The 12,572-nt window shown below is 38.3% G+C and carries 12 protein-coding genes and 1 tRNA gene; 3 read left to right on the top strand and 10 right to left on the bottom strand.

Features of this window, described 5'->3' with window-relative positions:
* The first annotated feature begins 361 nt into the window (after positions 1-361).
* The gene (locus tag D0T60_RS11590; RefSeq protein WP_163218326.1) at positions 362-1,126 is read left to right on the top strand and encodes an ATP-binding protein; all 765 of its coding nucleotides are present in this window, start codon (positions 362-364) and stop codon (positions 1,124-1,126) included.
* 5 nt (positions 1,127-1,131) lie between these two features.
* Positions 1,132-1,503: a DMT family protein gene (locus D0T60_RS11585; protein WP_163218325.1), complete on the top strand. Its 372-nt coding sequence runs from the start codon at positions 1,132-1,134 to the stop codon at positions 1,501-1,503.
* A gap of 2 nt (positions 1,504-1,505) precedes the next feature.
* On the opposite strand, the gene D0T60_RS11580 is transcribed toward D0T60_RS11585, so the two are convergent.
* Genes D0T60_RS11580 through D0T60_RS11555 form a run of 6 tightly spaced genes read right to left on the bottom strand, consistent with a single transcriptional unit; the run spans position 1,506 to position 5,868 of the window.
* Positions 1,506-2,537 carry an FAD:protein FMN transferase gene (locus tag D0T60_RS11580; protein ID WP_163218324.1) on the bottom strand — a complete coding sequence of 344 codons (1,032 nt, stop codon included), beginning with the start codon at positions 2,535-2,537 and terminating at the stop codon, positions 1,506-1,508.
* 5 nt (positions 2,538-2,542) lie between these two features.
* Positions 2,543-3,118 (bottom strand): manganese efflux pump MntP family protein, encoded by a 576-nt coding sequence (locus tag D0T60_RS11575; RefSeq protein WP_163218323.1) that lies wholly within the window; start codon positions 3,116-3,118, stop codon positions 2,543-2,545.
* A complete protein-coding gene (locus D0T60_RS11570) occupies positions 3,115-3,864 on the bottom strand; it encodes a DUF6048 family protein (RefSeq protein WP_163218322.1) in 750 nt (249 codons plus the stop codon). Before D0T60_RS11570 ends, D0T60_RS11575 begins: the two co-directional genes overlap by 4 nt.
* The gene (locus D0T60_RS11565; RefSeq protein ID WP_163218321.1) at positions 3,824-4,363 is read right to left on the bottom strand and encodes a DUF6452 family protein; all 540 of its coding nucleotides are present in this window, start codon (positions 4,361-4,363) and stop codon (positions 3,824-3,826) included. The genes D0T60_RS11570 and D0T60_RS11565 overlap by 41 nt, the downstream gene beginning before the upstream one ends.
* 7 nt (positions 4,364-4,370) lie before the next feature.
* A complete protein-coding gene (locus D0T60_RS11560) occupies positions 4,371-5,321 on the bottom strand; it encodes a glycosyltransferase family 2 protein (RefSeq protein ID WP_163218320.1) in 951 nt (316 codons plus the stop codon).
* Between the two features lie 13 nt (positions 5,322-5,334).
* Entirely contained in the window at positions 5,335-5,868 is a 534-nt protein-coding gene (locus tag D0T60_RS11555; protein ID WP_163218319.1) for a DUF4199 domain-containing protein, read from the bottom strand.
* 205 nt (positions 5,869-6,073) lie between these two features.
* Between D0T60_RS11555 and D0T60_RS11550 the strand changes: the two genes are divergently transcribed.
* Positions 6,074-6,147: transfer RNA gene (locus D0T60_RS11550), tRNA-Thr, on the top strand.
* Positions 6,148-6,200: 53 nt separating this feature from the next.
* Here the strand turns inward: D0T60_RS11550 and D0T60_RS11545 are convergent.
* The 4 genes from D0T60_RS11545 to D0T60_RS11530 all read right to left on the bottom strand — a co-directional run bounded on the left by D0T60_RS11545 (position 6,201) and on the right by D0T60_RS11530 (position 12,258).
* The gene (locus D0T60_RS11545; protein WP_370524429.1) at positions 6,201-7,547 is read right to left on the bottom strand and encodes a glycoside hydrolase family 28 protein; all 1,347 of its coding nucleotides are present in this window, start codon (positions 7,545-7,547) and stop codon (positions 6,201-6,203) included.
* Positions 7,548-7,690: 143 nt separating this feature from the next.
* Positions 7,691-8,260: a nucleosidase gene (locus D0T60_RS11540; protein WP_163218317.1), complete on the bottom strand. Its 570-nt coding sequence runs from the start codon at positions 8,258-8,260 to the stop codon at positions 7,691-7,693.
* Positions 8,261-8,277: 17 nt separating this feature from the next.
* Positions 8,278-9,882: a beta-N-acetylhexosaminidase gene (locus D0T60_RS11535; protein ID WP_163218316.1), complete on the bottom strand. Its 1,605-nt coding sequence runs from the start codon at positions 9,880-9,882 to the stop codon at positions 8,278-8,280.
* Positions 9,883-10,263: 381 nt separating this feature from the next.
* Entirely contained in the window at positions 10,264-12,258 is a 1,995-nt protein-coding gene (locus D0T60_RS11530) for a leucine-rich repeat domain-containing protein (RefSeq protein ID WP_163218315.1), read from the bottom strand.
* Between the last annotated feature and the right edge of the window lie 314 nt (positions 12,259-12,572).

Raw genomic sequence — 12,572 nt, 5'->3', positions numbered from 1 at the left:
GAGATTGCTTTGTGTCGAGCTGGTGGCAATGAGTGGCACAAACTCGTTGAGAATGCCTACTATATTTATGTAATAGTAGGATCGAAATAAAAAATTTGCTATAAACCAGTTCTACTGAAAGCTCTAACCAAACTGAATTTTCAATTCAGGCAAACTACCTTTACCCACCAGTACTGGTCGGTACTCCCCACCAGTACTACTCGGTATTACCGACCAGTACTGCTCGGTAATGCTTTTTGCAACAAAACAAAAAAATATATTGCAGGGGAGTTAATTACGCTTTTAGTAAGAAATTTATTTTTCAATCCATAATGAGTTTATTACTTTTGCAACCTAATTTGTTGGTTGATTAAAGAACTTTATGGCACAATTTACAGCAGAAGAAAAGTTGATTCGCCTTATTGACAAACGTTTTAATAAAGGTGTTGTTCAATATGGGTTGATAGAGGAGGGGGATAAAATTCTGATAGGCCTTTCCGGTGGGAAGGACTCTTTAGCCTTAGTTGAATTACTCGGCAGACGTTCTCGTATATTTAAACCTCGTTTTTCTTTAATAGCCGTACATGTTGTAATGAAGAATATTCCTTATCAAAGTGACTTGGAGTATTTGAAAAGCCATACAGATGCTTATGATATTCCTCTGATTGTTTACGAAACCTCTTTCGATCCTTCTACAGATACACGTAAATCTCCCTGTTTCTTATGTTCCTGGAACAGAAGAAAAGCTCTATTTACAGTAGCTAAAGAACATGGCTGTAATAAAATAGCATTAGGGCATCACATGGATGATATATTGGAAACTCTCCTGATGAATGTAACTTATCAGGGAGCTTTTAGTACAATGCCTCCCAAATTGATGATGCGCAAGTTTAACATGACTATTATTCGCCCTATGTGCTTGGTACATGAAGCTGATTTAACAGCTCTTTCTCTGGTAAGAGATTATAAGAAGCAGGAGAAGAACTGTCCTTATGAATCGCAGTCCAGCCGAAGTGATATGAAAGGCATACTTCGACAGCTTGAAGAAATGAATCCGGAGGCCAGATATAGCCTTTGGGGAAGTATGACTAATATTCAAACAGATTTATTACCCGAAAAAGTAACAAATAACATTTCTAATAAATAAGTCCCATGCTCTCACAAGGTATTTATTCAATTCTTTTGTTGGTAATATCCAACATCTTTATGACATTTGCCTGGTATGGGCACTTGAAGTTGAAAGAGTTTTCCTGGTTCTCTACACTTCCGCTGATTGGAGTAATTGCAATTAGTTGGGGAATTGCTTTCTTTGAATATTGTTTTCAGGTACCTGCCAACCGCTTAGGATTCAGGGAAAATGGAGGACCTTTTGATATTATGCAACTTAAAATCATTCAAGAGGTAATTACGCTTGTTGTATTTACGCTCTTCTCTATGATTGTGTTCAGAACCGAATTAAAATGGAACCATCTGGCAGCATTTGTTTGTCTGGTGATGGCTGTTTATTTTATCTTTAAAAAGTGATTTTACTTTTGCTCAATCACATACTTCTGCATGTTTTCGGTGATGTGGGTTTTATATTGTCCTGTTGAGTCGCTGTAAATAAAGCAGGCTCCAATGGTGGGATGAGATTTAAGATAAGTTTCGGCTTCGTCCAATCCCATAACCATGAAGGCGGTGGCCAGTGCATCTGCTGTCATACAATCTTCTGCTAAAACGGTGGCAGAGAGAATGTTGTGTTGCACGGGATATCCGGTACGTGGGTCGATGGTATGGGCATACTTTTTACCGTCTTTATAATAGTAATTGCGATAGTTGCCCGAAGTGGCTATGCCGGCATCTGTTAATTGCAGAATAATTTGTAGCTCTTGTTTGTTAACAGACAAAGAATCATCTATGGGTTTATTGATTCCGATTCTCCATTCTTCTTCTCTTGGATTGTGTCCTTTTAGTACTACTTCTCCACCTATATCTACCATGTAGTTTTTTATTCCTTTTCTTTCGAAGAATTGGGCAATAACATCGGTGGCATATCCTTTAGCTATGGCACTGCAACTGATCATCATTCGAGGATCTTTCTTTATTACTTTACCGTTTTCTATACTTACATTCTTGTAGTTGGTTAGTAGCAATAAACTGTCGATCATGGTAGAGTCCGGCCATTCTCCTTTCTTAAATCCGAATCCCCATGCATTGGCTAATGGGGCTATTGTAATGTCAAAAGCGCCATGAGTTTCTTCGGATATTTGCATTGATTTCCTGAATACATTCTGAAAGAGTGTATCTGTTACTATGTCCTCATTCAGATTGACTTTTGTAATGATGGAGGATTTATTGAAAGGGGAGAGGGATAGATCAAGTCGTTTGAGCTCTTTTTCTATTTCGAGTTTTAAATCTTCGTGGTATTGATAGCTTGTAGTATATATAGTGCCGAAAACAAGACCTCTTGTTTGTTGGAAACCCATCGAGGCATTATGTTTATGCAACACATAAATAGTACCTATAATTAAAGGTATAAGCCACAGAAGTATTCGTCTTGATTTTTTTTTAGGTTCCATGCTAATTATTGAAGAGCTATATGTTCTATAAGAATTTTAACACCTATTATAATGAGTATAATACCGCCCCATAAGTCGGCACGTAATTTGCACGCATTTTTAGTGCAGCTTCCGGCTATAAACCCGATGATACTGAGCACGAAAGACACCAGTCCGATGATGATGATAGGACCTATAATGTCACTGATTGTGTTCATTTCCAAAAAGGCAAAGGAAACACCAACAGCCAATGCATCTATACTGGTAGCTACCGCCAATGTTAATATGATTTTTAAACTTGCAGGATTCAGTCCTTGTTTACAATCTTCCTCCTTCAATGATTCTCTCACCATTCTTAATCCAAGGAAAGTAAGGATGCAAAAAGCTATCCAGTGGTCGATGCTCGCTATCAGATGGCTGAGTGTGCTTCCGCCAAGCCATCCCAGTAAAGGCATTATAGCCTGAAAAAGACCAAAGAAAAATGCCATGGTTAGCATGGGGCGAAATGCTATTTTCTTTAGAAAGATGCCGCTTGCTATGGATACGGCAAAGCAATCCATAGCCACTCCGATAGCGATCAGCCAAATTTCGAAACTTGTCATTTCTTAGCCGGAATTTTATAAGATATAGTATACGTGATACCTATGTTGTTTCCTTTGTATTCGCCAAATCCCGGAACATACCAAGGGTCGCCATATTTGCTAAGTGAAGTGCTGCTGCGATATTTCATGCGGAATGCCCAACCCATACTGATATTCTTATATATATTTACACGTACCCCCGCCAGGAATTCAACCCAGTGCATAGTTGCTTTCTGATCTCTATAATCATAAGGAAGGCTTCCTCCCCATACTGGGTCTTCTAAATTAGGGTTTGTGCCTCCTCCGTAGGTTGGATCTTCTAAAGTAGGAGTATACACATCATATTTAAAAGAGCTGATTCCATATCTGAAACCTACATAAAGATATCCGATATTATTTATTTTTTTATGCATGGTGTTGTAATTCAACCCTAAACGAAAGTAGGGAGCATTACTCTTATAGTGAATACCGGTTTCTGTCCATGTATCGGTAGTACCATAACCAATTTCGGCTACTGGTAAGAAACGGTTTTTCAGATCGACCTCTAAGCTGATTTCGGAACTTAAAAAGTCGCTTCCAAATACACTTGCCCCTAATCCATAGATGTCGGCTCCGATAAAAATTCCATTGTAGAGGGGGATTTTTTCGGTAACCTCGGATTCTTTCTTTTTTTCCTCTTTTTCCTGTGCCTGTGCCGGAATGCTTAGAGAAAAAAGCAACAACAGGTTAACGGTAAATATGGAATATCTCAAGGTTTTTGGTCGCATTGGTATTTGTATTAAGATCAAAATCGGCTATTGAATCTACTAAATATGTAGTACATTTATATCCATCTATCCTTTGTTTTACTTCATATCCACAGTCCATTGAAATGAAGGTTGGCGAGTTAGTGTGCCAGATAGTGAGGGTGTCGATAACTGTTACTGTTACTCTATCTTTTTCATCTGCTTCAGGATTTCTCACATATTTATATTCGAGCTTTAAGGAAGATGAATCTGCTGAATAACTAAGTGGAATTTCTAATAGTTCGAGTTTCTCTCCTTTATTTATAATAGTATAGTTTGTAGATAATGCAGTAACAGTTAACCAAGGGATGGTATCTTTCGATATCTCTCCGGTTTCCGGATTAATTTTGAATGGATAAATAAATAACCTCGGTCTTCCGGCCATCGAACAATCGCTTTCGCTCGCACATGAGGAGAGGAAAGAACTGATTATCGGGCAAGCAATCATAATGATTAATAATAAGCTCGTAAACTTCTTCATAGTTATTTTATATTATTTTTTCTATTTGATAATCATTGCGTCCCAATGAATTTCTGGAGATCATTTCTCCTAAAAAGCCGGCAACGAAAAGTTGTGTTCCGATAATCATCGAAGTAAGCGACAGATAAAAGTAAGGAGAATCTGTAACCAGTCGATAAGGCATATCATGATGCATATAGTATAGCTTCATGATACCCACTATTGCCACAGCAACGAATCCTATAAAAAACATCAATGAGCCCAGTAACCCGAAAAGGTGCATAGGCTTTACACCGAAACGAGACAGAAACCACAATGAGATCAAATCCAGATAGCCATTAAAGAAACGACTGATACCGAATTTTGTCTTTCCGTATTTGCGAGCCTGATGGTGAACTACTTTTTCGCCAATCTTATCGAAACCGGCATTTTTGGCAATATAAGGTATATAGCGGTGCATTTCTCCGTAAACTTCGATGTTTTTTACCACCTCTTTATTATAGGACTTCAGTCCGCAATTAAAATCATGTAAGTTCTTGATGCCGGAAACTTTTCGTGCTGTAGCATTGAACAGCTTGGTTGGCATGGTTTTCGAAATTGGGTCGTATCTTTTCTCCTTCCAGCCGGAAACCAGATCATATCCTTCCTCTTTAATCATGCGATAGAGTTCGGGAATTTCATCCGGGCTATCCTGAAGATCGGCATCCATAGTAATAATAACATCTCCTTCGGCTTCTTTAAAACCACAATAGAGTGCGGCTGATTTACCATAATTACGACGGAACTTAATACCCCGAACTGTGTCCGATTGCTTCTTTAAGGATTCTATGACTCTCCAGGATTTGTCTGTACTTCCATCATTTATGAAAATAACTTCGTATGAAAAGCCATTCTCTTTCATCACCCGGTTTATCCAGTTATAAAGCTCGGGTAGCGATTCTTCTTCATTGAACAATGGGATTACAACAGATATATCCATATAAAAACGGTATTTATTGAATTGTATTTTTCTTCTTGGCTACAAATAATGAAATTATCAATGAGAGTATGCTACAATTGAGTACATTGCTTGATAGCAACTGCATACTAATCTCAATAGGAGTCATTGCTCGTATTTGATTTATTGCTTCATTTATTTGATTTGTATATGCTTGGATTGCGGTAGCATTTTCAGGAATCGTATTTAACATCTGTGCATACGTATTAATAATGTGTCCATGATCTAAATACCTGAAGTATATATAATGTGCCATAGCAGTTAATAAAGATGCAAACAGAAATACAAAGATAAGGAAGACCCATGCTTGTACAAAGGTAATAGAACCTCCACAAATCTTATCCCGGAAAGATTTAGCAAAGTAATAAGCTAAGAAAGGAACAGTGAATGTAAACCCTATAAAGAGGAACATTAAGAAAGGGTTGGTCATTCCTATGGGGAATAATGCAAACTTTAAAATCCAAAATATCCCCATATATGTGCCAAAGTGCATGGCGTATTTTTGTATACTTACCTTGTTTTCGTTCATTTATTTACTGTTTATAGGGCACAAAGGTACTATTTTTAGCGGATAAAACTAAAAAAAATAGCGGAACCTCTTGTAGGTTTAACAAAAATGTCTACCTTTGTGCCCGGGTAAGTCCTATACGGCCAGCTCCCTTCAAATCCTCCAGGGCTTGATCGCAGCAAAGGTAGTTGGTTGTAGCGGCGCGATATAGTAAGCTTGCCCACCTGCCTCTTTAGCTCAGTTGGCCAGAGCACGTGATTTGTAATCTCGGGGTCGTTGGTTCGAATCCGACAAGAGGCTCAAAAAAAGCACTTCTTTGGAAGTGCTTTTTTGTTATTATGAGGCTAACTTCTCTACGGCTTCTCCTGAATTTCCTGTTGTAATTCAGCATAAGTTACATTTACTTCTGTTACATTCTCTGCATATTTTGTTTTATTCAGGAATTCAGTAACCTTTTCAACATGTACATCTTTGATTTCCACATTTTTTATAGGTAAACGTTCATCTCCTTTCAATTCATAAATAGCTTCTGCCGATTCGCAAGTTGCATTTTTCAAATAGATTCCTTCTATGTGTGTAATGCGCTCTTCGTATGTAGGAACAAGGTTTTTCCACTGATAAAGTACATCTGTATCAATTTCGAGCACTCTTTTGGTGGAGCCGCATTTCACATTTTCCATGTGAATGTTTTCTACGAAACCTCCTCTGCGGTGGTTGGTTTTTACAAAGAAGAAACGGTGAACAGATTTAGGGGCATAGCAATCATGCATATAAATGTTACGAACACCTCCCGAAATTTCGCTGCCTATGCCTAAGAAAGAGTGTCCGGCAAGAATATTACAATTGCGCACTACGATGTTTTCGCAAGGGGTATTTAGTCTCCAGGCATCTTGGTTGCGTCCGGCTTTGATTACTACTGCATCGTCTCCCTGATCAAAGGTGCAATCTTCTACCAGGAAATTGCGACTCATCTCAAAGTCAATACCATCATTATTGTGTCCGTGAGCTTTCACATCGAGGTTGCGTACAATACCTCCATCACACATATAAATATGAATAGTCCAGAAAGGGCTTTCTCTGATCTTGAATCCGTCTAATTGTACATTTTTACAGCGGTTGAAATGAATAAGATGAGGACGAAGATTGTTCTCGCCCGTTGCCATTTGTCGCTGTTCCACCGGAACGTCGGTAGAGGCCATTGTATAAAGCTCTTTGAGTGCATCCATGTGAGGTTGGGGGCGTTTGAACCATACTTTCCATGTATTCATTTTGGGGGTTAAAGTACCTTTACCTGTGATTGCTACATTTTCGCATTCGAAAGCATAGAGTAGGGGAGAATAGTTGTAACATTCCATCCCCTCCCAGGAAGTCATAACTGCCGGTAGGTAATCGGTGGGATTATCGGTAAATTTAACTACGGCATTCTCTTCCAAATGAAGGTTTATATTGCTTTTAAAATGAATAGGACCGGTAAGCCAGATTCCGGCCGGAACTATTACTTTTCCGCCACCGGCTTTATTACAAGCTTCGATTGCTTTTTTGAAGGCTTCGGTATTGATTGTTTCTCCTCCTTCAACGGCGCCGTAACTGGTTATCGGGAAATCCTTTTCAGGATATACATATACTTTGATTGGCTCCATGGGGAAAGGTGCTTTTACTTCTACCGTTTCGTAGTATCCACGGGGAGAACTACAAGACATAAATACCAGGAGGATACACGCTCCCGGAAAGGTTTTTGAGAACAGTTTTTTCATGATATACAATTTTTCCCCAAAGGTATGGTATTGGCGAGAATTTGTATTTGTATAAATGTACAATTAGATAGAAAACAGTTCACAATGCATTATATTCTTTCTTCCACCCAAGCTGTTAGTGCTCGTTGAGCATCTGACAGCTTGTCTTCCCAGTGTTTAACCGAATTCTGCCCGATGATATCCGTCACATATTTAACAGAAAAGAATGGGGTGTTGAATTCTTTGCAGACTAAAGCCTGAGCATAGGCTTCCATATCTACTACATCTTCCTGAAAAGAAGCGGCTTCTGTTACGAAAGTATCGCCTGTGCTGCAAATACCTGTCCGATCGTGATTTCTTAACCAACTGTCAAGCGATGAATCTTTCTTAAATAATTCGGAATGATCAATTTCATATTCAATTCCCGGAAGCTTGGTTTGCTGGTAATCTCTGTCTACAAAACGAAGGCAGGTAAATATATTGCCCACCTGATGAGTGATGGTACCTGCCGTTCCTACATTAATAACAACATCCGGCTGATATTTGATAATCGCTTCTGTCAGCTTCATGGCCGAGCGTGCTTTACCAATTCCTGTTAGTACATATTGAATATTTAGTTTTTCTGTATGTAAAGGGCTGAATTCCTCTTTCACAGCATAACTAATAAGAATTGTTTTCATTCTTTTATGAGTTTGTTTTATCCTTCTGCAATTACATCTTTTTTGGTGGGTCCCCAGGGTTCCGGTGTTGAGTTAACGTCAAAAGGATTGAAGTAGTTAATCCCTTTGCGATCTAAATATAGAAGGAAATTTTTAAGTCTTTTCATAAAGGAATCATAGTTTTTTACTTTGTCTGCGCTCCAGGCATTTTCGGATATAGCTACCAAACGAGGGAAAATCATATAGTAAAGACGTTTGGTGCCTGCCATTCTCTCAGTCCATACAGAAGCTTGCATGCCCATTATCTGATCCGGATAAGCAGAGATAATAGATTCTACAGGTTTGGGAAACTTATAAACAGTGAAAAGCGAATTAAAATCTGTTCCCCAACGGCGCCCAATCTTTTGTGTGTTATCTTGCACAAAATCGAGGTAGCAAGGTATGCGAGGTGTCATAACTACATTGAATCCTTGAGACAATGCTTTTTCCAGTTGTTCTCTTTTATCATGACGCCACCACATAATAACTGCTTGATGGGATGGGATGCCTGACGCAATCATTTCATCCCAACCAACGGTTGTCTTTCCAAGGTTTTTTACGATATCCGATACGCGGCGCAGGAAATAGTGTTCGAGTCCCGATTCATCGCCCAATTGTTTGTCTTTTATAAACTTCTGAATTTGCGGATCGGTAAACCATACCTGATTGCCGAAGTGTACCTCATCTCCACCAATGTGTATATATGGACCGGGGAATAGTTCCGCCACTTCGGTCAGTACATCCTCTAAAAAACGATAAGTAGATTCTTTGGCAGGATGGAACGTGAAGCCGGCCCAACGTCCTTCGCCTCCGGCAGAAATTTCGGGGTAGGCGCGAGAGGCGGCCGATGCATGTCCGGGCATATCTATCTCAGGAATAACGGTGATATGCCGGAGGCGGGCGTACTCAACAATTTCCTTAACATCCTGTTGGCTAAAGTATTTAGGGTAAGCCATGCGGTCGCTCCAATTGCCAACGGCTCCTTCCTGAGTTAATTTGGGGTATTTTTTGATTTCAATTCTCCAACCATCTTCATCGGTTAAATGCCAGTGGAAGCGATTCATTTTGAGTCGTGCCATGGCGTCCAATAGATTCATAACGGTTTCTTTGTTATGGAAATGACGGGCCACATCCAGCATCATACCCCGCCAGGGATAGCGTGGGGCATCTTCCACATTCATACAGAGGATAAAATAGCTTTTATCTTCCGAGATAATACTTTGTAAAAAGCTCTGTATGGCATAAAACATGCCTGTTGGGGTAGATGCCTCGCAGATTATTTGTTTTTTATCGACTGTTAGTTTATAGCCCTCTTCGGGAATGGTGGGATTTTCTTTTAAGAAAATAGAACCATTTTGAGGTCTGTTCTTTTGATTGATAAGTAGAGAGAATCCATATTCCTTTTTTAATTCATCGTAAAGATATTCCGCGTTTTCGGCTTGTCGCTCGTCTTGATAAATAATAGTAATGAATTTAGTTAATTCAAAAACTCCTTTACCCGAAGTGACCTCTTTGGGCTGAGGAATTATTCCGGGGATTGAATGAATCAATTGATTACTCAATAACAAGTAGCTTAAAAGCAAAAATAGGATTCTATGTTTCATGTTATGCATATATTTGGTTGCTTATTTTAAAAAGCGGAGTAAAGGTATATTATTTTTGGTTATGCTACAAGAATTAGGGGAAGGATATCTATCCTTTGTACTCTATACGCAATGAAGCGTCACTTTTATATATGACATAGTAGCTTATATCGTTAGAGCGCAAAAATAATGAAACTCATTGAAATAAGAAGGATGTCAATTGCCGTCAGTTTTAACTGACGGATAAAATAGGAGGCTTTTTACAGGGCTTTAGCCAAAGGAAATAAGTTTTGGCTAAAGCCGGGAAAACATTGTGCTGCTTTTCTTTATCCGTCAGTTAAAACTGACGGCAATTGATATAGGATGAATTCTGATATTTTTCTGTGGTATATAGAGAGCCTATTATTGCACAACATACTTCTTCCCCTCCAAATCCATAAAGAACATTTTATGTTTTTTATTCTTCACCAAAATATAAATCAATGCTTTATCCCGGTCTTTGGGTAAGTGAGAATACCGGCTTAAGTCTTCTTTCGACGCATAATTCAACCTGTTGAATACAAAGGAGGATTGTGGTTTTATTTTCCATTCAAGCTTCATCAAGTCAAAAACACCGTCTTGTCCTTTGGATGGAACAATCACATAGCCAAAAGTGGAGTTGCCTTTTCGATAAGGGTTTATGTCGAATACATTCTCCATCTTCCGTTCCCCTTCCATATTTTGGAAATAGGAGTTCCCTTCCAAATCTTCTACAAAAAACCATTTACCTTCTTCGGCAGGAACATGGAAACACCTTTCAATGTTTTTATAAATACCATTGAATGCAGGAGCATAGTCTCCGTTTTCATCAATAATTACTTTTTGATAATTGGCGTCCTTTAAAGTAGCCCACGCATAGTATTTTCCTTTGTATTTAAACGGAATAATATTGAATCCGTGAACTCCTTGCGCATGGTATAAAGCGGAGTAGGATGCCAGTTCTCCTTTTTCATCGACGGTAAATCCTTTGAATCCACTATTTAAGGGGATTACTTTGATGGTAGACTTCTCTTCTTTGTATGCCATAAATTCTACACCCGAAAATTCTTGTTCTTCTTTTTTGAAAGACAATTTCCCGTTCTTAACATATAGATTAATTAGCTGACCCTGATAAGTATAAGCTTTATTGTTGGGTGTAAAAAAATAAATATTGTTTAACCAAGGTTTCATAACAGACTTTCCGGTTCTGCTGTCTAAAAGTCCCCATTCTTTACCGTTGGTATATGGTACTAACAGATGAAAATCAGCATCATTCACTTTTTGAAGATCACTTTCTAATCTTTCAATGGCTTGTTCCGATGTGATTCTCTGCTCGTCCGGAATATCAATATCTATACCCAATTCTTTTCCGGGCACAGTACCCAACTTTATATCACTGAGGCGAATTGGGTTTGATCTGACATCTAAAGTCATTAGTTGTCTGTTCTTGCTGAGGTTTAGTTTGGTTAAATTATTATGTTCGCAATCTAAATAAGTTAATAGAGGATTCTTGCTTACGATTAACGAAGTCAATTCATTTTCTCCGCAAGTCAATTTATTTAGTTTTTTATTGTTAGAGATGTTTAGCTTAGTTAATGAATTAGTATTCAAATAGATGTTTTCAAGGTTTACATTTGTTGTTAGATCGATGGTAGTGAGTTGATTGTTTTGCAAATCTAATTTCTTTAGTTCAGAATTGTGAGATAGGTCGATTTGAGTTAGTTTGCATTCTTTGATTGTGAGTTCTTTCAGGTGTACATTCTTCGAGAGATCCAATGGTTCCGGTAGATTCATCTCGGTCAACTCCAAAGATTCGAGTTCGGTAAGTGCGCCAACATTGAATGCTTGTAATGACATTTTAGACAGGGAGAGCTTTTTTAGATGGGGATGATTGCTTACATCTATCTGATCTACGCGAGGAAGATTCAAACTGAGTTTTTGCAAGGCTACATTCTTATGAAAGTCCAAAACCAACTTACGGCGAGAAGAAAGACTAAGCTCTTCGAGCACCTGACTATCTGCCAGATATATTTTGTTCAGACTATTGCTATACAAAGATAATGTTTTCAAATTCTTAAAAGGACGTGCGTCAAAGTTAAGTATCAGATTGTTATTGATGGTAATTGACTCTAAATTGTAAAAGTATTGAAGTCCTTCAATTGTTGAAGCTTTTTGCTCCCAAAAGAGGAGATAAAATTCTTTGGCTTGCGCTGCTTCTTCTTTAGAGATCATTCCATCTTTATTAGTATCGAAATTGTTGAGGCAATATTCTCTCATTTCTTTATTGGGGATAACTACTCTGTCGTTGTTGTTTTGCGCTTGCAGAGTGGCAGATAGCGCGAGAAGTAGTAAGAATAGGGATTTAGTGACGTGTTTCATCTATTAAGTATTTAATTTATCGGCTGCAAATATAAAAAAATGATTTATAAACGAGTTGAATAAAAATAATTAATGAACACAGAGTCACAAAGACACAGAGTTTATATTCTTTCTCTGTGTCTTTGTGACTCTGTGTTCATTCTATTTATAAAGAAAATATACAATATGCTTTTTTAATGAATACCTAACTAAGTGTCATACTTGTTGCCACATTGTGTCTTTTTGTAGATATGGTTGACTCTTTAACGACTCAACCAATGAAAGAAAAGAAGTCCAACGATGCTCACGCTTTTCATTTTCGGATTCGTGAGATT

It is taken from the genome of Bacteroides sp. 224, from assembly GCF_010500995.1.
Classification (GTDB): domain Bacteria; phylum Bacteroidota; class Bacteroidia; order Bacteroidales; family Bacteroidaceae; genus Bacteroides.
Note: the sequence above shows the minus strand (reverse complement) of the source record. Positions and strands in the feature narration are given on the sequence as shown.